This window comes from Pontibacter coccineus, from assembly GCF_030546575.1.
Taxonomy (GTDB): Bacteria; Bacteroidota; Bacteroidia; order Cytophagales; family Hymenobacteraceae; genus Pontibacter; species Pontibacter coccineus.
This window is the reverse complement of sequence record NZ_JAUOTN010000001.1, coordinates 408,000-431,948: the sequence shown is the minus strand read 5'-3', so window position 1 is coordinate 431,948 and position 23,949 is coordinate 408,000. Positions and strand designations below refer to the sequence as shown.

The window sequence follows — 23,949 nt, the reverse complement described above, 5'->3', positions numbered from 1 at the left end:
ATAAGTTGCATGATGAAAGCCCAGGTGCTATACCTGCCACCATTCTGCCCGCTATACCTGTTAAGTCCTACTACTATGCTCGACCATATTACCCAAACCACGCTCTTACTCGACGAAGAAAAATGCCGCCGGAACATCAATATGATGGCCGAAAAAGCGGCCCGCAACAACATTCGGCTCCGTCCGCATTTTAAAACGCACCAGTCAGCGCAGGTGGGAGAGTGGTTCCGGGAGCAGGGCACGACCGGCATTACGGTGTCGTCGCTGAAGATGGCCCGCTACTTTGCCAGCCACGGCTGGACCGACATCCTGGTGGCTATACCTGTGAACATCCGGGACATGGCGCTGGTGAACGAACTGGCGGCTAAGGTACAGTTGCATCTGGTGGCCGTGAACATCGAAACGGTAAAGGCGCTGGCAGAAGCTTTGCAGCATCCGGTCAACCTTTGGCTCAAGATCGATACCGGCTACCACCGCACAGGTATCCTGCCGCACAGCCACGAGCAACTCGACACCATCGTGGCCCTGCTAGAGCAAAGCGAGAAATTGCAGTTTGCAGGCGTGCTCGCCCACGACGGCCATACCTACAAACAAACCGATGCCGATGCCATCCGCACGATCCACCACACGACCGTCTTTCTCCTGAATCTGGTGCGCGACAGGTATAAGGCCCGTTTCCAGGAGCTGAAGGTATCGATCGGTGACACGCCGTCCTGCAGCATTTTACAAACCATCACTGGCGTAGACGAGATCAGACCAGGCAATTATGTGTTTTACGACCTCACGCAGCAGCACATTGGCTCATGCGATTTCAAACAGATAGCGGTGTGCATGGCCTGCCCGGTCATCGCCAAACATCCGGAGCGAAACGAGCTCATTGTGCACGGGGGCAGCGTGCATTTTTCCAAAGACAGCCTGGCGGGAGCCGACGGTTCACTGATCTTCGGGCGTGTTGTGGAACTGAGCGAGAACGGCTGGTCGGAACCATTGGAAGGGATTGAGGTGGTGTCGCTGTCGCAGGAGCACGGCACTATACGCGCCAGTAAAGCGCTTTTTGACAGGTATAAGATCGGCGATCTGATGGGAATCCTGCCGGTACACTCCTGCCTGACGGCCGATGTGATGGGGAGCTATACTACTATGGACGGCAAGCGGCTGGAGCATCTGTCAGGTATAGGGCAGGTATAAGTTAGTTTAAAGTTGGCTGTACCTGTAGTCGGTGTCGGACGGGTTTTAGCTAAAAACCACCAGGCTTTTATAGGCGAATGAGCGCCCCGTATACTCCTGCTACCACTGCCGCCATTTTGTCGAAGTCGAGCGTATCGATGGTGTCGCTGGTCTGGTGGTAGTGCGGGTTGCGCAGGAAGGACGAGTCGTTGATCATGATGGCGTTGATGTCGTACTTCCAGTAGTTGCGGTGATCGGAGAGACCCACCAGTCCGAAGCCAGCCGGCAGGTTCACTGACTGCACATCGATAGTGGTATACTGGCGCATGAGGTCCCGCACCTGCTGGGTATAAGCTTCCTGCCCTGTTTTGCCGACCACTACGATGAAATTGCCGGTATGGGGGTAGTGCTTCGCCAGCTCCGGATCCGGGAACTTCTGCGAGTTCGGCTCCTCCGAAAAGTAACCGATCATTTCGTAACAGATCATGGCGCGTACCTTTACTTTCTGTTCGTGCAGTTTTCGGGCATGCACGGCACTGCCCATGTCCTCGCTGGCAAAGAAAGGCGGCTCCTCCAGGCAGTAGGCTACCAGTTCTACATCATACGGTAGCGGTGGTTTGTGCAGGTGCAGGAGCCGGGCCGTTTCGAGCAGGCCGGCCACACCGCTGGCATTGTCGTCGGCCCCGGGCTGGTTTCCGCATACATCGTAGTGCGCGCCCACCACAAGCCGCTCGGCACTGCTACTGCCTTTGAACAGCGCCACCACATTTTTGTAAGTCCTGCCATCGACCTTAAAAGGCTGCTCCCATACCTCACAATCCAGTTGCTCCAATTCGCCTTTGATGTACCGGACCGCCTCCTCCAATGCCTCCAGGTTCTGGTAGTTTCGTGCCGGCTCTATACCTGTCAGCCGCTCCACATCCCGGTAAAGTCTCTCTTTGCTGTTTTTCATACCATGGCCTTCTTGTAGATTTCCTTTTACGGCATTGGCAAGATCTGTTTAAACGGAATCCGGCTGAATGTAATACAGAAGCTGCTCCTGAGCCTCCCGAAGGTATAGCCGCTTTTGTGGCAATCTTTTTTAAACACACCTATACCTTCCATTTGCCTGAAAGGCATATCTTTGCCTTCCCCGCAGCAATCTATGAGCACTGTTAAAACGCCCGCACCGCTAAAGCCGATTAAGACGCCCAAAAAGGCCGCGCAGGCCCCGAGAGCGCCACGGGCTGCGCCTAAGCGAAAAAAAGGGAAGAAACAGCAGTCCAGATTGCCTTTCTGGATCGGGGTGGGGGTGGTGGCAGCCATCGGCTTGCTGGTGCTCTACGTGGAGTTCTTCCGGGAAAAGGAGCAACCCATCTGGCCAGAGGGGCACAGTCCGCTCGGTAATACCATACTGGGTATAGACGTGTCCAAATACCAGCGCAAGATCCATTGGGAGAAGGTGCGCGACAACGATGTATCCTTCGCCTTCATCAAAGCCACCGAGGGCGTAAAGCTCCAAGACAGTCACTACGAGCGCAACTGGGAGGGGACGCAGGAAGTGGGCATCATCCGGGGAGCCTACCACTTTTACCGGCCCAACGTGTCGCCGGAGGAACAGGCCCGCAATTTCATCCAGACGGTGGTGCTGCAGCCCGGCGATTTGCCGCCCGTGCTGGATGTAGAGGTCCGTGGCAAGCAACCACTCAACCATTTCCGGGGCGATATCAAAGAGTGGCTCGTGCATGTGGAGCGGGCCTATGGCGTCAAGCCAATCATCTATACCGGGTATAGCTTTTACAAGGATTACCTGGAGGGCTTCTTTGATGAGTACACCCTCTGGATTGCGCACTACAACGTGAAAGAGCTGCAAATGCAGCGCACCGACCGGGCCCTGCTCTCGTTCTGGCAGCACACTGACCGCGGCGTGATAGAAGGTATAAGAGGGCCTGTGGACTGCAACATCTTCTACGGCACCAGGAAAGACATCCTGAAACTGTGTATCCAGCCAAAAGAAACCACACAAACAGCAAAGACGCAACGATAAACGTATCTAAACCTGTCTCCTCGTCAGTAAATCCACGAGTCCTCCTTCCTGTATTATTTCCTATCGTTTACTTTGCACAAGGCTCCTAGCAAAGTTCTCAGCTTAATCTTGAGGTTGTTATCAAAACAAGTTAAACGCACTAATTTTAAGCCAGCTTTACGGTATAGCGAATCCATAAAGTGCCCTCTTTCAATTCTTCAACCGATTTGATCTTGGCCTGCCATAATATAGGATATCTCTTACCTCCTGAGGAAATCTTTGTAGGCATTTGACGCCTGTTTGGTCAGTGCTTCCACGATGTGGAAGGGATACTAATATTCTATTATCTCTTTAAAGCTCCTGGGCTGTTGGCCGGAAAAGTATCTCGTTGATATCGACTTCTTCAGGTTGGCTTATGGCAAAAGCAATCAGGCGGGCAAATGCGTCAGGGGTAACGCCTACCTTTCCCACAAAGTCCTGGTTTGCCTGCTGGATATCTCTTTCGCTGATGTGATCGAGGAGTTCCGTCTGCACGGCACCCGGGGAAATAATGGTGGTGCGGATGTTATATGCCTTCACTTCCTGCCGCAGGCCCTCAGATAAGGCACGGACCCCAAACTTCGTTGCTGAATACACTGCAGAACCGTGGAAAACCTTGTGACCTGCTACCGAAGAAACATTGATAATATGACCTGATTTCTGACTTTTCATATAAGGAAGTGCGGCGGCAATGCCGTAGAGCACTCCTTTTAGGTTAACGTCGATCATCTGGTCCCACTCGTCCACATTCAGGCGCTCCATAGGAGAGAGCGGCATGATGCCGGCATTATTGAGAATCACGTCCACACGACCAAACTGCTTAACCGCAGCATCAACTAATTTTTGTACCTGTTCACGCTTTGTAACGTCAGTAGCCACAGCAACGGCGCTACCACCATTTTTGTTGATTTCCTCCGCTAATGACTCTATACGATCCGCTCGCCTGGCGCCAAGTGCTACAAATGCACCCTGTGCGGCAAGGTGACGGGCTGTTTCTGCACCCAGGCCACTGCTAGCCCCGGTTATGACGATTATTTTTCCTTTCATGCTATTACTGTTCATAATTTACTTTTGTCTAATGATAAAAACTTCATGAAAAGGCCCTGCTTATGGCGGAGCAGCTTATCTTAAATAATTAATTTGCTTGTTGAAAGCTCTTTTTGAAGAAGGATTCCATCTTGTCAAATGGAATCAAATCGGTCTTATCGTACAAATCAACATGGTCAGCGTTGGGTACAATCACCAATTCTTTCGGCTCGGGAGCCTCCTTATAAACATCTTCAGAATAATAAAGAGAGTGAGCTTTCTCTCCTGCAATCAGCATAATCGGGCGGGGCGAAATCATCTTGATGTTTGCTGCCATTGGAAAACTGAAGAACGACATCGGTGTAGTTGCAGTCCAGGCTGTTGTCGAGTTGATGGACCTTGGGTGGAAACCGCGTTGTGTCCGGTAATAATCGAAGAAAGAAGCTAAAACAGGGTCTGGATTCTTGGGCAATGTTTCAGGTAGTACACGATTTCCCTTTGCAATATCCCCATTCTTGTCAAAGGGGACTTCGTGTAAGCCCAACGCATAGCTTCCTTTTTCGGCATCTACCCAGCGCTGCTGGCTTAGGTAATCAACGACTTTTTTGCGCTGTTCCAAGGTATAGCCATCTTTATGACCGCGGCTCATGCTGCGAGACATGTCATACATCGAAGCCGTGGCTACCGCTTTAATCCTCGAGTCGCTTGTGGCGGCAGTAAGCGCCATCCCGCTCAGACCGCAGATGGCCATCACACCAATGCGGTTACGGTCAACGGAAGGCAGCAAGCCAGCGTAGTCCACCGCTGCGCTGAAGTCTTCTGTAAAAATTTCGGGCGAGGCAACATTGCGAACATCTCCGCCACTTTCGCCTGTGAAGGAAGGATCGAAAGCCAACGTTACAAAGCCCCTGGCAGCCAACTCGTTCGCATAAAGTCCCGAAGACTGCTCTTTCACGGCGCCAAACGGACCGCTTACTATCAAGACCGGAAGCTTTTTATTACCAATGTTCTTTGGCGTATATAAATCTGCAGCTACCGTAATTCCATACTTATTTTTGAAGGTAACTTCCCGGCGTATTACCTGGTCGTTCAATTCAAAAGTATACCGCTCCTGATCTTGCATCTTACTTACACCTTGCTGCCTTAGATTTTGGCTGATAGCCTGCCCGCTCATTAGCAAGGCTGCTATCATGATTACTAAATTTTTCATACTAAATGGTTTTAATGATCTTTGCGGGAACGCCGCCCACAACTGTATTGGCGGGCACATCTTTTGACACAACTGCTCCGGCTGCCACAACCGAATTTTCTCCTACCGTAACCCCTTGCAGAATGGTAGCATTTGCACCAATCCAGGCGTTCTTTTTGATGTGAATATGGCCTGGTACAAGTGATTGCCTGTTTTCTGGCGATAAGGGATGCCCTTCTGAAAGTAGTTTCACGCCAGGCGCCAGCATCACTTTATCTTCGATGGTAATGCCTCCTAGGTCCAGAAATGTGCAGCCAAAGTTGATAAATACATGCTTGCCGATTTTGGTGTTCTTTCCGTAGTTGATATAAAGTGGTGGAAACACGGCCGTTGATGCGTCGATTTCCTGTTCTGTGATCTGACCTAACAGACTCCGAATCTCCTCGGGATGGCTGGAATTATTCATTTGTTGAACCAGCTTCATTGTGGCGTAGGACTCCGCACGCAAACTGCTGCTCTGCGGATCATCTGGGGTGATTGTTTCCCCTCTTCTAAGTCGTTCAAAAATATCTTTATCAGCTGTTTTCATATTTTGTTATATCTGGTATTACAAAGTTAAATCTGAGCCACTTCTTAATTGTTACACATTATTCGGTTATAATGTCAAATATCACTTATATTGGCAGAAATAATCTCCTGATTAATGCCGCATAAAGAAGAACCTAAGGTTATTTTAATTGAAATAGCGGGTAGGAATGATTTGCCCGATCACTTCCAAGATCATTACCATACCCATTTACTCTGCCATCGCGGGAGTATCAGGTTTGTATTCAATGACCAGGAGATGGAATGCAGAAGCGGGGAGTTTTTGTTTTGGTTTGCCGAAAGCAAGCTTTCGAGCTTGCAGTTTTCAAAAAGCTTTAAAGCAACAGCACTATTGGTGGAAAAAGACTTCTTGAACAGCAACCTTCCTGACCAAGGCTGGAGTATCAATGCCTTGTTGCATTCCAGGGTTTACCCGGTAAAAGCGTTACATGCCAGGAATGGTAAACAAAAAATCCTTTCTAACTTTAAATGGCTGTATGACCGCTTTCTGGAGGCCGATCATCGCTTTTATAAGGAAGCCCTGAACCTGCAGATGCAGCTGTTTATTCTCGAAATGTGGCACATCTTTGCCAATGAATATGAAAGACGGAAACACAGCCTGCAAACCGGAACCCTGTATGAACAGTTTATGCAACTGGCCCAGGAGCATTGCACAACCGAGCGTGAAGTACAGTTTTACAGCAATCAGTTAAACATCACCCCAAAATATCTCAACCAGATCTGTAAGCAAACATCTGGTATCACAGCTTCCGGATGGATTCAACGCTTCGCCAGGGAACGCATCATTATCCTATTAGAAAATAAAAAGCTCAATATCTCTGAGATTGCCGATAAAATGGAATTTGGCAGCCGTTCGTTTTTTACCCGCTATGTGAAAAAATTGTTGGGTGCTACTCCAAGTGAGTACCGGAGTAGAATGAGCTAGAATCGAAATGATTACGATAGTAACTCCTTCTTTTTGGCGGGTTTGACCCGCTATTTAAACAAATCAGGGTTCAACATGAGGTTGAACCCTGATTTGTTAATTCAAATTGCCAGCGTTTGTTTGGTGCCAGAGCATCAAACACTCCCGCAAGCAATTGGTATTGACTTTTCAGCTAATAGATACCTGGCTACCAGTCCGTATTCCAACGGTTCTGAACCGTGTTGAATTCACGTGGGTGGTTCTGATGGTCGCGGTTGCTGCTGCTTTGGTTGCCTGACTGCAGGTTGCCGCTCGAGCCATAGTCGCCTTCGCCATACCGGCTGCGGGATTCGCGGTTATACCCGCCGCCCATGTAGTTACCCTGGTCATCGCCATAGTTGGAGCTGTAGTAGTCGTCCCGTTCAAAGTCGTAGCGTTCCTGTCCGCCACTTCCCTGAAAACGGCGCGAAACCTCGTTGCCGTACAAGTCTTCGCGGTTGGAGCCATACCTGTTATGGCGGCTGTAGTCCCGGTGCTCTTCGCGGTAGCCACGATTGCCCATCGATCCCCTGCCTTCGCTGCCATAGCTGCGTTGGGAGCCCATGCCACTATCAAATGGGTGACTGGAAGCATGCCGGCCGCCACGGATGTCGCCAAAGCCCTGGGCACCTCCGTAGCTGCCCATGTTGCCGTAATTGCGGGAAGTGCTGTAGGTGTTGTTGTCGGTGATGTTTGTGTTGGGGTAGTTGCGCGATCCGCCCCGTTCATTGCCCTGGTTGCCCCAGGTGCCCTGGTAGCTTTCGTTGCCATATCCACCGTGCGCGGCGGAGCCGTAGTCGTCGAATCGATAGCCGCTGTCCTGATCCGGATGACGGTAGCGTTCCGAGCGATGGGTATGGAAACCTCCTTCGTGGCGGTCGTAATCCCGGTCTGATGAGTGTCTGTTCATAGTTATAAGTTTTAGCGTTTTACATCTGTACACTATTCTTATAAACGGGAGCGACCGTCAACTGTTGGGCTATTTGTAGCCGGACTTACTGAGGAGTGGTCAGCAGGTTGGCGGGAAGAATGGTATGGGTGCGGGCGCCTGACTTAGCCGGCTTTTGTACGAGTGGCTTGTCCTGCTGCTGGGAGGTGTTATACGGTTTGTAACCAAACAACAGGAAGCTGGTCGAGACGGCCACCGACACCATGGTGATGACAATGGCCACGTAGCGGATGCCGTCGTAGAAGCTGTGGCGCGTGCGCCAGATTGCCAGACGGAGCGGCTGCAACACAGGCTGCAGGGCATTAGCATGCAACACATTGTGGCGCACCCACTGTATGAACTTCTCCTGCCCGATCACCACCACCGAACCCAGTATACCGATGTTCACCAGCGAGAACATGGCCATCATCTGCACATACGGGTTGGTATACAGGTGCCCGTACAGGTGCTGGCTGTAAGCGATGGCGCCCAGCATCAGCCCGATCATCGCGATATTGGGCAGGCTCAGCAGCCAGTTGTTCTTTGGCTTGTCGTCTTTAGGCGTAGGTATATAAGGCACCCTCACCCGGAAAATAGAGTAGATGAGCCCCAGCAGGAAGATCCACCAGGTGCCGGTTCGCAGTATGCCGCCGAACAGGTGGAAGCCCTTCTCGTTTTTCTCGTGGTACCACCGCTGCGCATACTGCCGGATGGCGATGGAGATGAGGAAGAAAGGCGTGAACATGATCAAAAACTCACCCAACGACACATACCACGGAAACTCCGCCATGATCAGGGCGAGCGAAGGAATCAGGAAATCGATCAGGTTGAACACCCCGAAAAGGTAGTAGAACGGAAGCGTACCGTAGTGGATTCGCTGACGCCAGGTGAAGCGACTGAACAGCTTCGGGTATACCGTGAAAAGCAGCTCAAACGTACCGCGGCTCCACTTTACCTGTTGTTTGTAGTAAGCCGAAAGTGTGCCGGGCACCAGGCCACGGTTCAGTATCTTGGGAACGTATACCGATTTCCAGCCTTTGGCGTGCAACTGCATGGCAGTGTGCATATCCTCGGCCAGACCGGCAGCGTGACCGCCAATGCTGTCGAGGGCGCTGCGGCGGAAGGTGCAGTTGGCGCCAATGGCCTGGGCCGTGCCGTGGGCATTCATGCCCATCATCATTGGGCCATAGAAATTGTAGGTCTGTTCGGCAGCGCCATAGGCCACCAGACTTTCCTTTTGGTTATAGTAGGCCTGCACACACTGCACATAGCCTATTTCAGGGTCTTCAAAATAAGGCAACACCTCGTCCAGAAACTCCGGCACGGGCACGTGGTCAGGGTCCAGCACCAGGCAGATGTCACCGGTGGCCTGCTTCAGGGCGTTGTTGATGTTGCCGGCTTTGGCATTGATCTTCTGGGTACGGGTAACGTGGATCACGCCTAAACGTGCGCATTCTTTCCGTAGGTACGGATCATCTGCCTCGTTGCAGAGGTAGGTGGTGTGCGGGTAGCGGATGCGCTGAATGGCCTCAAGCGTGTTGATGATCATGTCGTAGGGCTCGCCGGGGCAGAACGTGGTGAGCACATCGACCTTAAACTTAGTGCGCAGTTTGGGCTTAATGGGTACGCTCACATCAAAGTAGTGGTACCACTCATGCAGGGTGCGGAGGAGTTTAAAGCCCAGCGCAGTTGTTAGCATGATGTAGAGCGGCAGGTAGCCGATATGGTCTTTGTCGATGAACCAGTAAAGAAAAAGCGCCATCGTGATCAGGCCCATCACGATCATCAGCCGGATCGTCAGGACATCCTTCTGTTTGGGGACAACGCCGGGAATAGAAGCATGCTGAACTTTTGGATTACTGGCAGGAATGTTAAACATCAGTAAAAGGGGTCGTGTATTATCGTTGGGGTGGCTTAATTTTCATGCAAGGGCTGTTTTGCATGATTTTGGGTTATCTGGTACAATAACATCTGAAGTTTATACTCGTATTAGCCTCAAAAGTTCTACTGCTTTACGCAGAATTTTATTACACATATCCCGCTATACCTGACTATATGTTTACCCACAGTATGGTTTATCTTACCAGTAAGAGTGCAATTTTATTGTTTTGCTTACTTCTCATAAGCGCTTGTTCATTCAGAACATCTGATAATCAGCAATATGTCAAAAAAGGTCGCGCCGTAGAGGTGGTAAAAGAAGGCGACAAGTATACCCTGTACCGTAACGGAGAGCCCTACTTTATAAAGGGAGCCGCAGGATATGAACATTTCGACAAGGTCGCGGCCTATGGGGGCAACTCCATCCGGGTATGGCACACCGATGACGAAACACAGCGCATACTGGACGAAGCGCATCAGCAAGGCCTGAGCGTGATGCTGGGGCTCTGGATGGAACGTGAGCGGGAAGGGTTTAATTATTATGATAAAGACGATGTGGCCGCCCAGAAGGAGCGCCTGCGTGAGGAAGTGCTCAAGTACAAAGACCACCCGGCCCTGCTGATGTGGGTGGTAGGCAACGAGCTGTACGCCGAAGGGTCAAACGTGAAGGTATGGGACGCTGTGAACGGCGTGGCCGAAATGATTCACGAAACTGACCCCAACCACCCGACGACCACTACAGTAATGAACGTGCCCAAGCAGGTCGTCAACCTCATCAACCGCCGCTGCCCGGCCATCGACATCCTTTCCATCAACTCATTCGGAGCCCTGCACGATTTGCCTGCTGAGTTGCGCGATACGGACTGGGAAGGCCCCTATGTGATAGCCGAGTTCGGAGGCCGGGGCTACTGGGAGACCAGAACCACCTGGTGGTATGCGCCCATCGAGCAGACCAGTTCAGAGAAAGCCGCCTTCGCCCGTGAAAGGTACGAGAAAACCGTACTGGCTGACGCTGATCGTTGCCTGGGTGCTTACGCCTTTATCTGGGGCTACAAATATGAAACGACACCGACCTGGTTCAGCATCATGACCGAAACCGGCGAAGAAACCGAAATGGCGCAGGTGATGCGGGAAATCTGGAGTGGAGCGAGCGACTTCAACCGGGCACCGCACATTGCCTACTTGTCGCTCAAGGGCATCTTCCCATTAGACCAGGTATACCTGCAACCCGGTGAGTTGTCCCCGGTAGCCGTGTTTGCCACCGATGCCGACGGCGATAGTTTGCGGGTTGATTGGGAGCTGCTGCCCGAAACCGTGAGCGAGGACGGCAACGCCATCAAAGAGCAAAAACCAGATGTTATACCTGGTGTGATCCAGCAGGCGGAGGGCAACAGCGCCACCCTCAAAGCCCCGCAGCGGGACGGCGCTTACCGGCTGTATGCCTATGTGTATGACGGCCAGGGGAATGTCGCCACCGCTAACTTTCCGTTTTATGTCAAGGCTGGTAACACCTTTAGCTCAGCGTTGGATTTCTATTAGCAGATTCAGCAGTGCATTTATACTATCAGGCTGTTTATTAGACTTATTTCAGCGTCTTGTCCTGTGTTAATCTTTATTTGATAAGCCCTACAACCAATTGGGCGCTTCATCAGTAAACCACTTACCTCAGTTTTAGATTTAGGAGTAGTACAATTTAGACTGTTTCCGCCAGAGGCAGTCTTCAGGCCATGCTGTCTCCTGATGAACATTTCAAAGATCCTAGAGCCTGAATGAACACATGAACAAGCAACTGAATAATACAAAAATAAAAAAGGACCAGGCAACGGAGAAAGTGACCCGTACTGTGTCGAAGAATGGGCAGAAGGCCCCCAAAAAGCTGGAGGCGGAAGACTTTTACAAGGAAGCGCTAAGTCTGCTGGTGAAGAGCGAGGCAAAGTTCCTGGTAGGAGGCGGACTCGCGCTGGATAGGTATACGGGGATCAACAGGGCAACAAAGGACCTCGATGTTTTCTGTAAAGTAGGGGAGTGCCCCCGCATTCTCAAGACCTTTGCTGACAGTGGCTACAACACCGAGATGACCGACCCCCGCTGGCTGGCCAAAGCTAAAAAGGAAGATCACCTCATGGATCTCATCTATAATAACCCCGCCAGCCTGTGCCCCGTGGACGACCGCTGGTTTGAGTATGCCACCGAAGGAGAGCTGTATGGTGTAAAAGTGAAGTTTATGCCGCCCGAAGAGCTCATCTGGTGCAAACTGTATGTGCAGAACCGGGAGCGCTACGATGGCTCAGACATCAACCACCTTATCCTGCGCTGCGGCGAGAACCTCGACTGGAACCGCCTTTGGTCCTATACAGAGCAGCACTGGCAACTTGTGCTGGCCCAGTTCATGAGCTTCCATTTTGTATATCCTTCCGACCGCGACATCATACCCCGTTGGCTGATGGACGAGCTGCTGCTGCGGGCCAAGGAGCAGTACGATGTGGAAACACCCAAAGAGAAGATCTGCCGCGGCCCCTACATCGACCAGACCCAGTACGGCCACGACATCAGGGAGTGGGACTACAAAGCACTGACCATGCGCACGATCTAAGGCATGGCTGCAAAAGTGCAGACCGGTATACCTATAGGAAGCGAAATATGGCTTTGCATTTTCCGGAGATAGAAGATTTTTGGCCAGGCACGCACAGCGCAGGTATAGCTTGTGTTTTGGTTTATCATTCATCAGGTATAGCGCTTTGTTAAAAAGGCTATACCTGAATACAAAACGACAAAGGCCCTGTAGAACTACAGGGCCTTTGTCGTTTCAGAACTTATCGCTGCGTCGCTCCAGCAGGATGGTATTACGCCATACCCCGTGCAGCTGGGCAATGCGGTCGCGGTAGCCGATCCGCCGGAAGCCGTGCCGCTCTTGCATGCGCAGGCTGGTGGTATTATCGGCAAAGGTAGAGGATTGCAAGGTCCAGATGCCGTTGGCTTCGCTCGCTTCGATCATGGCGCGCATTAACTGGTCGGCTATACCTCTGCCCCGGTGGCGGGCACCGATGTAGATGCTGAACTCCGCCACACCCCGGTAGCAGGCCCTGGATGAAACGGGCAGCAGCGCCACCCAGCCCAGCACTTCGTCGTTCTCAATAGCCACCAAACGGGTATGCGGCAGGTGGTTGCGGTCCCATTCTTGCCAGGTGGGTATTTCGGTGTTGAAGGTCGAAAAGCCGGTTTCCAAGCCCTCGCCGTAGATGCGGAGCACCTCGTGGGCATGCTCCGGCTGCATCGCTACGAGCTGTATCATCGCTTATTTCCAGATCAGAATCAGGGTGCCGCACAAGATCACGCCCATACCCAGCAGCAGACGTGGTGTGAGCGGCTCGTTCAGCAGAAAATAGGAGAGGCCTACCGTCACCAGTATACCTGCCCGGTCTATTGTCGCCACAATCGATACATCGGCTGTTTTGATGGCTTTGAAATAGAGAATCCAATAGACGGCGGTGCAGGCGCCGGCCAGAATGAACCAGATGAGCGTTTTGTTGTCAATTTGCCGGGCTGTCTTGAGACCGCCTGCGTACAGCGCGTGCCCGAGCACCATCATAAACAGCACACCTGTGCGTATAACCAAAGCCAGGTGCTCGTTGGCATTGTTATTCATTCCCATCTTCGCAAACACCAGCGCCACGCCCCCTGTGAGCATGGCAACGAGTGCATATCCTAACCAAGGTTCCATTTATTCTTATACTTTCAGGCTGCAATAGTACGATAGGTTTTGTTCTTTCCCGCTACTTCCAGCCGGAATATTTTATCCTACTGCCAGCCTCAGCACTTTTACTTTTTGGTGAGCTGATGAGCGGCTCTCACCTGCACAATTTCCTTTTTCATGGATTCCAGGTCAGTGCGGAATTTTCGGCTCTTCATCAGCTCGTGCACAAACTGTCGGGCAAACTCCTTCCCGGCCTCTGAGTCGCTTGGGTAGTGTACGCCGCGGGTTTCCCGGGAGAAGGCCATCTCGCTGGCGACCCCCTCGAAGTGATCCTGATACTCCGGGAAGATGTGGCCCAGAATGTAGGCATGCACGTGCGAAGTAGAAGAATGTCCGCTCGGGTAGGAGGCATGGCCCGGCGCTTCAAGGTTTTCAATGCGGCTGTCCAGTTGGTAAGGTCTGGGACGGTTGAATTCCTTTTTAAGTGAGAAAATGTAATACGTAGCGTCCTGGATCACGTTCTGCAGCACCTGCGAGGTAACCGGCAGCTTTTCCGCATTAAACCATGGGCCCAGATCACGCCCGATGTAAAACAGGCTGTTAAGGTTGCGGCTATAGTCAACATCGGTTGGGTTGGTAGTCAGTGGGTCGAAGTACACGCTTGCCATGGTTTCGGTGCGGTTGATGGCTTCGGCATTCCGGGTCTTTTGCAGGTATAGCAAAAAGTCGAGTTCGGCGCGGGTTTCGGCAGAGGTATTGGCAGGGAAAGGCTTCAGCCTGAATTTCCTTACCGGCACATCCAGGTATACCGTGCGCAGCTTCAGGTAGGCACCACGCGTAAAGTCCGCTTCCGGAAACGTGATGTCATCGAGAGACCCGATGGCCGCGACCGACTTATTTTCTTTGGTGGACTTGTTCCCATTATTAAAAACGAGGGTCGTTTGGGCAAATGCGGCTGTTTGCAAGGCCACGCTGCAGAGCAAGACCAGGGCTAACATGCGCAGGAGAGATGCCACTTTATGCTGGCGCTCACAAGCGACTTCGTTGCAGGCTTGCTTTGCAGTCAACTGCTGCTCTTTTGGTGCCTGGCTGTTTTGTAAAGCTTTCTGCTTTTCGACTGATTTAGGTGTTGCAAATTGATAAATCGGCTCCATCGGATGAATTGTTTTAATGTTTCGGTTTCAAATTCATCAGGATGACGGGGAGGAGAGTAGAAAGACGCAGGGGTTTGGAAATTTTTTTTGATCGTGCTTTTTAGTTTTAGAAAGGGCGCCTATTCCCCACGGATTGGCAGGATGCTTGAGCATGATTGTCATCCCCTGTCTTATTTGTCTGAATCAGGATTTACAGGATTTTAGGATTAACAGGATTCTCGTGCACGATGAATCTGCCCCTCCCTTTATCGATGGCCCCTACCCCCAGAAGGGAATTTTCTGTAGCTGCCGGTCCACAGGTATAAGCTTCGTTGTAATTGTTCTGTTTTACCGGATCCGACCAACACTAACCCTTCCTTGTGTAAGGCGGGGAGTTTCGGCTACTACTACTTTACAGGTATAGCTTAGTAGCTGAAGTTTCATGTGAATGATTAACATCCCCCTGCCCCCTTCAAAGGGGGACTTTCTGCTACTGCTAATCCAAGCTATAAGCGTTGTATCGCACACCACTGGCAGGTATAGCAAGAGTAACTTGCCCCGGAAACTATGAAACAAATCACTCTAGCCAGGTGCACTTTTTGGCGCTCCACTGTTCGAGCGTTCAGCGAGTTTGGAGCGTCTTGATTTTTTTGCTTACTTTTTTCTTTATCGAGGGCCCCTACCCCCATCAAGGAAAAAAGTGAGTGCCCGCCGCACAGGCGAAGCTATAAAACAACACTGTTTGCCATACCTGCAAAAGCCGCGACTACGCCGGTTTCAAACTGGCTTTCATGCGTATCCACAAGTTGCGCTATCGCTATACCTATCCTGAGCAGAGGCCCCACGATAGCCTTCACGAGCGTGGACGCTCCCGCCTTCCGGAGAGTGCCCGGGCAGGGCAAGCAAAAGCACAACCCTAATCACTATACCTGCAACAACCTCCGCTATACCTACAAACCAAAACCTTTCCCATATTCTTACTACCTTAGCGCCACATTGCCGCTGGCAATTACCAATAAGAAATTCAACACTAGATATAAACAATCATACATGAGCACCGAAGTAAGAGCACTCGAGCCGAAAGCCCTCTGGAATAATTTCGCTGACCTGAACGCCGTGCCGCGGCCTTCCAAAAAAGAAGAGCGTGTGGTCGCGTTCATGATGGCGTTTGGCCAGAAACTTGGCCTGGAAACCATTCAGGACGAGATCGGCAACGTCATCATCAAGAAACCCGCTACTGCTGGTATGGAAGACCGCAAAACGGTGCTGATCCAGAGCCATGTGGACATGGTGCACCAGAAAAACGCGGATACCGATTTTGATTTCAACACGCAGGGCATCGACATGTATGTGGACGGCGATTGGGTGAAAGCCCGTGGCACGACGTTGGGCGCCGACAACGGTCTTGGCGTGGCCTCCATCATGACACTGCTCGCCTCAACCGACATCGAACATCCGGCTATTGAGGCCCTGTTTACAATAGACGAAGAAACAGGTATGACCGGCGCTCTTGGCCTGAAAGGCGGGGTGCTGGAAGCTGACATCATGCTCAACCTCGACACCGAAGATGACACCGAACTAACCATTGGTTGCGCCGGCGGCGTAGACATTAACGCCAGCGGCACCTACCAGGCCGAAGGTATAAGCGGCGACATGAAAGGCTACAAAGTGAGCATTAAAGGCCTGACCGGTGGGCACTCCGGTATGGACATTTACCTGGGTCGTGGCAACGCCAACAAGCTGATGAACCGTTTGTTGCACCAGGCCTCTGAGAAACTTGGCCTCCGCATCGGTTCCATCGACGGCGGTAGCCTCCGAAACGCCATCCCACGCGAGTCGGTGGCCGTAGTGGCTATACCTGCAGGCGAGGCTACGGCTTTCGAAAAATTTGTGGAAGAACTGACAGCGATCCTTAAAAACGAGCACGCTACCACCGACCCGAACCTAGCTGTGACGGTGGAGAAGGCAGAGGCTCCGGCGCAGGTATTGCCAGCCGATTACCAGGGTAAGTTGTTGCGGGCGCTTTATGCCTGCCACAACGGGGTATACCGCATGAGCCCGGATATCGAGCACCTGGTGCAAACCTCGAACAACGTAGCCCGCGTGCTGGTGCAGGACGGTAAACTGACTGTGCAGTGCCTCACCCGCAGCTCCGTGGACAGCGAGAAAATGGATCTGGCCGCAGCCATACAATGTGCCCTGGAATTAGCGGGTGCTTCCGTATCACTGAGCGGGATGTATCCGGGCTGGATGCCTCGTCCGGGTGCCGGCATCGTGCAGCTGATGAGCGACCTTTACAGAGAGAAGTACAACGGGGAAGCCCACGTAAACGCCTGCCACGCCGGTTTGGAGTGCGGTATCATCGGGGCGAACTATCCGGAAATGGAGATGATCTCGTTTGGTCCGAACATCCGGGGCGCCCACTCACCTGACGAAAAAGTGCAGATCAGCTCGGTGCAGAAGTACTGGGATTTCCTGCTGGATACCCTGAAGCGTATACCTACGAAGGCCTAACGTCCGCATTGGCCTATAATTCAAAGCCCCTCCCGGATGATTCCGGGAGGGGCTTTTTTATACCTAGATGCTGAGGTCTTAAACTTCCTTGAGGTATACCCTGAACTCGGAGCCTATGCCCTGTTCGCTGTCGCACTCTATCTTTCCGTCGCAGTTCTCCACGATGCGCTTCACGATGGCCAGGCCAACGCCGGTGCCCTCTACGTGCGCATGCAGGCGCTTGAACATAGCAAACACCTTGTTTTTGTCATCTGCTCTTATACCCAGCCCGTTGTCTTTGACACGGAACACGGTATAGGCGCCCTCGCGGTAAGTGCTGACCTCGATCAGCGGCTGACGTTCCGGTGAGCTATACTTGATGGCATTCGACACGAGATTGTAGACAATGCTGCGCAGGTTCTTTCGCGAGAAAATCATCTCCGGCACCTCAGAAAAGTCTGTGTTGATTGTAGCGTCGTATTTGAGAATCAGGTCCTGAATGTTCAATGTCACATCATCGATCAACTCCGCAAAGCGGACACTTTCGATGGGGGTTTCGTCCTGGTGCTGCAGCTTGGCCACTTCTGTCAGGTCCATGAGAGTGTGCTTGAACCGACCGATGGCATCCTGGATCATGTTCATAATGATGTTCAGTTCACCGTGGTCAGGCTCCGGGTTATCCAGTACCTCTCTCAGCGCCACTACCAGCCCTTCAATGTTGTTGATCGGGGCCTTCAGATCGTGGGAGGCGGTATAGACGAAGTTGTCCAGGTCTTTGTTCACGCGGGTGAGTTCGGCGGTGCGGGCATTCACGCGTTCCTCCAGCTCACGGTTGATCTCCTGCGTACGTTTGTGGGCACGCTCTACTTCTTTCTTCTGCAGGTAGAACCGAACAAAGGCCGTCACTTTGGCTTTGGTGATGGCAGGGTGCAGGGGCTTGAACAGAAAGTCCACGGCTCCGGCCTCGAATCCCTCCATCACGTGCACATCCTGCTGGTGAATGGCCGTCACGAAAATGATTGGAATATCCCGTGTTTTGGAAATGTCGCGCAGGTAGCGGGCTACTTCGTACCCGTTCATGCCGGGCATCTGCACATCCAGCAGAATAAGGGCTATCTCTTCCTGCAACGCTATTTTCAGGGCCTCTTCGCCTGAATTGGCAAACAGGTAGTCGGTATTGTCGCCGTCATCCGATAGCAGGCTCGCCAGGCTGACAAGGTTTTCTTCCTTGTCGTCCACGAGCAATATCTTTACCGGATGGGTAGGAGTAGGCAAAGTCGTAATAGGTAAGGTATCGTGGTCAGTGTCCATGTAAGGTTAGCAAATAAGCTTGTATGCGCTCAACATTTAGGATACTACAGCCGGGTGTGCTATGGATGGCTGCCAGCGGCATGGTGGAAATCTCTGCTTCGCCGGGGTGCTGCACAATGGCGGTGCCCCGTTTGTCAAATATATACTTTAATCCTGAACTTCCATCCTTGCTGGCCCCACTAAGTAGTATGCCCACCGTATTTTTCCCGAAAGCATCGGCTGCGCTGGTAAAAGTCACGTCGATGGAAGGGCGGGAGTAGTTCTCCAGCTCCGAGTCGTCGAGCGAGAAGGTATGGTCTTTTTCGAGCAGTACATGGTAGTTGGCCGGGGCAATGTATACGTGGCCGGCCTCTAGAGGCGCTTTATCATCCACCTCTACTGCCTTCAGCACCAGTTTCTTTTCGAATAGCTCCTGCAGACTGCCCTCCTGGTTGCGCAAACGGTGCAGCACCAGCACGATGGGAATAGGGTAATCGGCGGGAAGGCCCTCCAGTATTCTCATCGACGCCTGTATGCCGCCCCAGGAGCCACCTATTACGATCAGTCTGGAAATATTGTGCATCAGGAGTTTTTGCGGTATATGCGGTTGTTCTTGTCTACAAAGTTGTACGTGTCGCTGATGCCTGACATGGCCAGCGTTTCCTTTTTGCCCAGTGCCAGGTAGCCCAGATCCACCAGACTCTCGTCAAATAGCTGGTATACCTTGTCTTGCAGGGCCCGGTTAAAGTAGATCAGCACATTGCGGCACACGATCAGGTGAAACTCGTTGAACGAGCTGTCGGTAGCCAGGTTGTGCGGATAAAACACCACATTCCTGACGAGCGACGAGTTGAATTTCACGCTGCCGTAGTTGCTGGTATAGTAGTCCGCAAAATCACGGTTGCCGCCCGCCGCATAGTACGCTGCGGTATAGGCCGTCATGTTCGAGGCAGAGAAGATGCCTTCTTTCGCCTGCCGCAACACCTTCTGGTTGATATCGGTGGCGTAGATCTTGGTGCGGCCCAGCAGCCCTTCTTCCTCCAGTAGGATCGCCAGCGAGAAGAGCTCCTCGCCGGTAGAGCAGCCTGCATCCCATACCTTGATGAAAGGGTAGGTGGACAGGATGGGCAGCACGTTCTCGCGCAGCGACTTGTAAAAGGTCGGGTCGCGGAACATCTCCGTCACGTTCACGGTGATCTCCTGCAGGAAATTCTCGAAGAAAAAACTGTCCGTGAACAGAAACTTGCGCAGGTCTTCGATGCTCTGCAAGTGCTTCTGACCCAGAAACCGCTTGATGCGCCGGTATACCGAGGCCCGGGCATAGCCGCTGAAATCGTATCCGTACTGGGTGTGTATTTCCTTGATGAGCGCCTCTACCTCCAGCTCAAACAATTCATCCTGCTCAGGCTTCATACAACCATACCCGCATCAGGGTAAGTAACTTATCGGTGTCTACTGGTTTCGGTATATAGTCAGAAGCCCCGGCTTCTATGCATTTTTCTCGGTCTTCTTTCATAGCCTTGGCGGTGAGTGAAATGATCGGCAGTTGCTTAAAACGTAAATCCGCCCGGATTCGTTTTGTCGCTTCTATACCGTCCATTTCCGGCATCATCACGTCCATCAGCACCATGTCTATACCTGTTTCGGTGTCAAGTTTCTCCAAGGCCTCTTTGCCGTCGTAAGCGGCCACCACCTGCATGCCGTGGAGCTCCAGCAAGCTGCTCAGCGAGTAGATGTTGCGCACATCGTCGTCTACCACCAGTATCTTCTTGCCGCGCAGCACTTCTTCGGGCACGTGCAGCTTCATTTTGAACTCGTTGCCAGGCGGCAGCTTCTGGTTCACCTTGTGCAGGAAGAGCTGCACCTCGTCGAGCAGGCGCAGGTATGAGTACTCGTTCTTGATGATGATCGTGTTGGCGAACTCCTTCAGTTTCGTTTCTTCTTCCTCGCTCAGGTCTTTGCCGGAGTAAATGATGATCGGAATATCGCCGAGTTTGGTCTGCGACTTGATGCGCTTCATCCACTCGTAGCCTTTCATGCCCGGCAGGTTGAGGTCGAGGATGATGCAGTCTACCTTTTGCTTGGCCAGCACCTTCTCGGCTTCTTCGGCGGAGTAGGCGGAGGTAGATTTCAGTCCGTGGGCCAGCAGCAGTTCGGCCACGGCTTTGTTCTCGATCTCGTTGTCCTCCACGATCAGGATGTTCTCGATGTTCGCACCCGACTTGTTCACGATGGAGCCAAAGGCCTTGTTGAGCATTTCGAGCGTTACCGGTTTTGGCAGGTACTCTTCGTTTTCGGCATGCTCCCCAATCACCTCTTTGTCGTAGGCCGACATGACGTGCACGTTGATGTTGCGCAGGTTTTTGTCTTCACGCACTTTCTTGAGCACGTCCCAGCCCGACATGTCCGGCAGCTGGATGTCGAGGAGCATGGCGTCGGGCTTGTGCTGCAGGGCCATGCGGAGGCCGTCGCGACCCGTGAAGGCCTGGTGCACCCGGAAGTTCTTGGCCTTGGCAAAGTCTGCCAGGATGTCGCTGAAGCCCTTGTCGTCCTCCACGATGAGCACACAGATGTCTTTCTTGTCCTCGCGCTCCATGTTCAGGAACACCTGCCCCATGCTCTGGCTTTTCTGCTGAGCCGGGGAGGCAGTTGGCGCTGCAGCAGGCTGTACGGCCGGTGTATGGGCAGCCGTCTGTCGCTGCGCAGGTATAGCCGAACCGTTTACGGCGCCGAACGGCACACGCGGCAGGTATAGCGTAAAGGTGCTGCCCTTGCCCGGCTCACTCTCGAGCATCAGCTCACCGCCCAACAAGCTGGCGAGTTCCTTGCTGATCGTGAGTCCCAGACCCGTGCCGCCGTATTTGCGGGTGGTGGAGGTGTCGGCTTGCTGGAAGGCTTCGAACACCATTTCCTGCTTGTCCTGAGCTATACCTATACCGGTGTCGCGCACGGCAAAGGCCACCACGTCCTGCGACTCGCGCAACTGCTCCGATCTGAAGGCAGGGCGCTCGGTAACCGGGTATACCTGGAACTCGACTTCACCGCCCTCGTCGGTAAACTTAATGGCATTGCCGATGAAGTTTTTCAGGATCTGCTCTAGTCGGAAACGGTCCGTCACGATGCTGTCGAACGCACCCGGCTGGTGACGCTCTTTGAAGTTGATCTGCTTTTTGGCAGCCAGTTCCTTAAACATCGGCTTCATCGAGATGTCGGACAGTTGTAGTTCCTCTGTTTCCAGTTTCACCATGCCTGACTCGATCTTGGAAAGGTCCAGTATTTCGTTGATCAGACGCAGCAGGTCGTTGCCGGACTTGTGGATGATGTGGGCGTGGTCGATCTGCTTGGTAGACAGCGTGTTCTCAGTATTGTCGGCCAGCAAGCGTGATAGGATGAGGATACTATTGAGCGGGGTGCGCAGCTCATGGCTCATGTTAGCCAGAAAGTCACTCTTGTACTTGCTCACGGTTTCGACCTGCTGTATCTTCAGCTCAATCGCTTCGCGGGCATCCTCCAGGGCCTTATTCTTGGCACCCAGTGCCTCGTACTGCTCTTCCAGCAGCTGTGCTTTTTCTTCGAGCTCGGCATTCTTTTCCTGCAGTTCCTCCTGGTTTACGCGCAGTTCCTCTTCCGATGCTTTCAGCTCGGCATTGAGCTGGCGCAGTTCCTCCTGCTGCGTCTCCAGCTCCTCGGCCTGGTTTTGTGTTTCGTAAAGCAGCTCCTGGGTCTGCAGGTGCGCTTTCAGGGTATGGATGAGGACCGAAATGCGCTCGGAGGCGGAGTCGAGCAGGCGACGCTGCACCTCGGTGTAAGGCGTGCGGGAAGCCAGCTCCAGCGCCCCCACGATGGTGTTTCCAAAGTAGAGCGGCATGATGATAACTGTGGCCGGTTCGATATCAGAAAGGCCGGTGCGGATGCGGAGGTATTCCTCCTGCACGCCTTCGAGCACTTTAACCTTTCGTTCCTGAACGGCTTGGCCCACGGTGCCGGTTCCGACTTCAAACACTGGCAACTGCGCCCTGTTCTGTTGCACGCCGTAGCTGGCGGCAGGCTCCAGTTTTCCCGTGTTGTTGTGCAGGTATAGCACACCCGCCTCAGAGTCGGTGTAATTGCAAAGGTAGGAGAGGGCGTGTTTGGACACGTTGTCGAGCGTGGACTCGCCCCCGATCAGATTGCTGAGCTCGGCCACGCCGGTGAGCACCCAATTACGGTTGGCATTCTCGGTGGTGTAGGTACGCAGGTTCTCCTTCATGGTGCGGATAGACAGGCTGAGCACGTCTGCCTCGCTTTGCGGCTCCACATCCATGTCGTAGCGGCCCTCGCCAATGGCTTTGGTCACTTCCGAGAGCATCACCGTTTTATTGACCACACCTCTGAACGAAGCGGCCACACTGCCAATCTCATCTGTGCTGTTGACGTCGATCTCCACGTCGGTGGCGCCCAGCCGGATGCGGTCGGCAGCATTCTTGAGGCTGGCCAGGGAGCCGGAGATCAGGCTGATGATGTAGTACGACAGGAAGCCAACCAGCATCAGGATCGCCGCCAGGCTGGCAAACAGCACCTGCAGGTAGTGTTCTTTACTCTTGCTCTCAGCTTCAACTCCTTCCCTGATCTGGTCTATCAGCGCCAACTCAGCTTTGCGCAGGGCCTCAATGTTGTTCGTGAAAAGGGTATAGACCTGGAGGGGCTGAAATCTGTTCAAGTCGGTTTCGGGATTTTCCTGGAGTGTCTTCAAAATGGCGTCGCCGCGCTTGTACTCGTCCGACACTACGATCTGCTGCACCACGTTGACAGCCTCTTTTTCGCCATAGCGGTAAAAATCCCCCAGAGCAGCGGTATGTGACGCGTACTGCGACATGAGCTGGGCATAATCCTGGTACGAGAAAATCCCCTCCTGCAAGGATTTCATGAGCAGGCTGCGCATGCGGGCCAGGTGGATCTTCGCCTCCGATAAGCTTTTGAAGCTGGTAAGTTGCTTGCCGATTTCGGCATCATTGATTCCGATGGCGCTGGCGTCCATGCGGTTCAGCATGCTGAAAATAAAATCTGATGAATAGCGTCGGAAGTCCTCTGGGTCGAGTTTGCCCTTATCGAGCTCGCTGCGGTATTTTTTAAGGTCATCCAGCATGCTGAGGGCCGGGAATGACCGATTCGTCTCGTTCAGGAAATTGGTTAACTCCAGTCCGGCTGCATCCGTCAGGCCGCGTTGGGCGCGGGCATCCAGCATAAAAGCGGAGTCGCCGGCAGAGGCAGCCAGAATGCGGGCCCTTTCCCGCTGGAAGGAATGCACCAGATCGGAGATTTTTTCTGACTCGTTTAACTGCACCACTTCATTTTGCAGCTTCTCGTTGTCTTCGAGCTCGCGCTGCACGGTGGCAGCCACAAAGTAAACGAGCGGAAAAAGGAGCAAAGCCAGCAGGAGGAGGAGTTTATCCCTGATCTTCAGGTTTTTGATGATGTTCATCGAGCGTGGGTCGGTTTAAGCAAGGGTGAATGGGAACCTTTTTAAAATGCAAGTTAGGAAAACATAAGGAATTTCGGGTGCAGGTTGCTAAAAAGCA

Annotated in this window: 19 protein-coding genes; 6 read left to right on the top strand and 13 right to left on the bottom strand. The window is 52.7% G+C overall.

Annotated elements, in window-relative coordinates:
* The first annotated feature begins 9 nt into the window (after positions 1–9).
* The gene (locus Q4E40_RS01895) at positions 10–1,188 is read left to right on the top strand and encodes an alanine racemase (RefSeq protein ID WP_303409711.1); all 1,179 of its coding nucleotides are present in this window, start codon (positions 10–12) and stop codon (positions 1,186–1,188) included.
* Positions 1,189–1,255: 67 nt separating this feature from the next.
* Here the strand turns inward: Q4E40_RS01895 and Q4E40_RS01890 are convergent, their stop codons facing one another.
* Complete coding sequence (locus Q4E40_RS01890) at positions 1,256–2,119, bottom strand: M28 family peptidase (RefSeq protein ID WP_303409710.1); 864 nt, start codon at positions 2,117–2,119, stop codon at positions 1,256–1,258.
* Between the two features lie 192 nt (positions 2,120–2,311).
* Between Q4E40_RS01890 and Q4E40_RS01885 the strand changes: the two genes are divergently transcribed.
* Positions 2,312–3,193, top strand: coding sequence for a glycoside hydrolase family 25 protein (locus Q4E40_RS01885; RefSeq protein WP_303409709.1), 882 nt, complete (start codon positions 2,312–2,314; stop codon positions 3,191–3,193).
* Positions 3,194–3,523: 330 nt separating this feature from the next.
* Here the strand turns inward: Q4E40_RS01885 and Q4E40_RS01880 are convergent, their stop codons facing one another.
* The 3 genes from Q4E40_RS01880 to Q4E40_RS01870 form a co-directional block, all read right to left on the bottom strand.
* A complete protein-coding gene (locus tag Q4E40_RS01880; protein WP_303409708.1) occupies positions 3,524–4,273 on the bottom strand; it encodes an SDR family oxidoreductase in 750 nt (249 codons plus the stop codon).
* Positions 4,274–4,346: 73 nt separating this feature from the next.
* The gene (locus Q4E40_RS01875) at positions 4,347–5,447 is read right to left on the bottom strand and encodes an alpha/beta hydrolase (RefSeq protein ID WP_303409707.1); all 1,101 of its coding nucleotides are present in this window, start codon (positions 5,445–5,447) and stop codon (positions 4,347–4,349) included.
* A 1-nt stretch (position 5,448) separates the two neighbouring features.
* A complete protein-coding gene (locus tag Q4E40_RS01870; RefSeq protein ID WP_303409706.1) occupies positions 5,449–6,015 on the bottom strand; it encodes a sugar O-acetyltransferase in 567 nt (188 codons plus the stop codon).
* 114 nt (positions 6,016–6,129) lie between these two features.
* Here Q4E40_RS01870 and Q4E40_RS01865 point away from each other — a divergent pair, with 114 nt between their 5' ends.
* On the top strand, positions 6,130–6,957 hold the full coding sequence (locus Q4E40_RS01865; protein ID WP_303409705.1) for a helix-turn-helix domain-containing protein: 828 nt from the start codon (positions 6,130–6,132) through the stop codon (positions 6,955–6,957).
* Between the two features lie 187 nt (positions 6,958–7,144).
* Here Q4E40_RS01865 and Q4E40_RS01860 read toward each other — a convergent pair whose 3' ends face one another.
* Both Q4E40_RS01860 and Q4E40_RS01855 read right to left on the bottom strand, forming a co-directional pair.
* Complete coding sequence (locus Q4E40_RS01860; RefSeq protein ID WP_303409704.1) at positions 7,145–7,885, bottom strand: hypothetical protein; 741 nt, start codon at positions 7,883–7,885, stop codon at positions 7,145–7,147.
* An 85-nt stretch (positions 7,886–7,970) separates the two neighbouring features.
* A complete protein-coding gene (locus tag Q4E40_RS01855) occupies positions 7,971–9,782 on the bottom strand; it encodes a glycosyltransferase (RefSeq protein ID WP_303409703.1) in 1,812 nt (603 codons plus the stop codon).
* A 308-nt stretch (positions 9,783–10,090) separates the two neighbouring features.
* On the opposite strand from Q4E40_RS01855, the gene Q4E40_RS01850 reads away from it, so the two are divergent.
* Together Q4E40_RS01850 and Q4E40_RS01845 are read left to right on the top strand one after the other, a co-directional pair.
* Positions 10,091–11,320 carry a glycoside hydrolase family 2 TIM barrel-domain containing protein gene (locus tag Q4E40_RS01850; RefSeq protein ID WP_303409702.1) on the top strand — a complete coding sequence of 410 codons (1,230 nt, stop codon included), beginning with the start codon at positions 10,091–10,093 and terminating at the stop codon, positions 11,318–11,320.
* Between the two features lie 238 nt (positions 11,321–11,558).
* On the top strand, positions 11,559–12,374 hold the full coding sequence (locus Q4E40_RS01845) for a nucleotidyltransferase (protein WP_303409701.1): 816 nt from the start codon (positions 11,559–11,561) through the stop codon (positions 12,372–12,374).
* 213 nt (positions 12,375–12,587) lie between these two features.
* Here the strand turns inward: Q4E40_RS01845 and Q4E40_RS01840 are convergent, their stop codons facing one another.
* The 3 genes from Q4E40_RS01840 to Q4E40_RS01830 form a co-directional block, all read right to left on the bottom strand.
* The gene (locus Q4E40_RS01840) at positions 12,588–13,073 is read right to left on the bottom strand and encodes a GNAT family N-acetyltransferase (protein WP_303409700.1); all 486 of its coding nucleotides are present in this window, start codon (positions 13,071–13,073) and stop codon (positions 12,588–12,590) included.
* Between the two features lie 3 nt (positions 13,074–13,076).
* The gene (locus tag Q4E40_RS01835; protein ID WP_303409699.1) at positions 13,077–13,502 is read right to left on the bottom strand and encodes an EamA family transporter; all 426 of its coding nucleotides are present in this window, start codon (positions 13,500–13,502) and stop codon (positions 13,077–13,079) included.
* 98 nt (positions 13,503–13,600) lie between these two features.
* Positions 13,601–14,629: a phosphatase PAP2 family protein gene (locus tag Q4E40_RS01830; RefSeq protein ID WP_303409698.1), complete on the bottom strand. Its 1,029-nt coding sequence runs from the start codon at positions 14,627–14,629 to the stop codon at positions 13,601–13,603.
* A 1,029-nt stretch (positions 14,630–15,658) separates the two neighbouring features.
* On the opposite strand from Q4E40_RS01830, the gene Q4E40_RS01825 reads away from it, so the two are divergent.
* On the top strand, positions 15,659–17,122 hold the full coding sequence (locus Q4E40_RS01825; protein ID WP_303409697.1) for an aminoacyl-histidine dipeptidase: 1,464 nt from the start codon (positions 15,659–15,661) through the stop codon (positions 17,120–17,122).
* 78 nt (positions 17,123–17,200) lie between these two features.
* Here the strand turns inward: Q4E40_RS01825 and Q4E40_RS01820 are convergent, their stop codons facing one another.
* The 4 genes from Q4E40_RS01820 to Q4E40_RS01805 are packed head-to-tail and all read right to left on the bottom strand — an operon-like array spanning position 17,201 to position 23,852.
* The gene (locus Q4E40_RS01820; protein ID WP_303409696.1) at positions 17,201–18,412 is read right to left on the bottom strand and encodes a sensor histidine kinase; all 1,212 of its coding nucleotides are present in this window, start codon (positions 18,410–18,412) and stop codon (positions 17,201–17,203) included.
* The gene (locus Q4E40_RS01815; RefSeq protein WP_303409695.1) at positions 18,402–18,974 is read right to left on the bottom strand and encodes a chemotaxis protein CheB; all 573 of its coding nucleotides are present in this window, start codon (positions 18,972–18,974) and stop codon (positions 18,402–18,404) included. The genes Q4E40_RS01820 and Q4E40_RS01815 overlap by 11 nt, the downstream gene beginning before the upstream one ends.
* The gene (locus Q4E40_RS01810) at positions 18,974–19,804 is read right to left on the bottom strand and encodes a CheR family methyltransferase (RefSeq protein WP_303409694.1); all 831 of its coding nucleotides are present in this window, start codon (positions 19,802–19,804) and stop codon (positions 18,974–18,976) included. Before Q4E40_RS01810 ends, Q4E40_RS01815 begins: the two co-directional genes overlap by 1 nt.
* Complete coding sequence (locus Q4E40_RS01805) at positions 19,794–23,852, bottom strand: response regulator (protein WP_303409693.1); 4,059 nt, start codon at positions 23,850–23,852, stop codon at positions 19,794–19,796. Before Q4E40_RS01805 ends, Q4E40_RS01810 begins: the two co-directional genes overlap by 11 nt.
* Positions 23,853–23,949 lie beyond the last annotated feature (97 nt).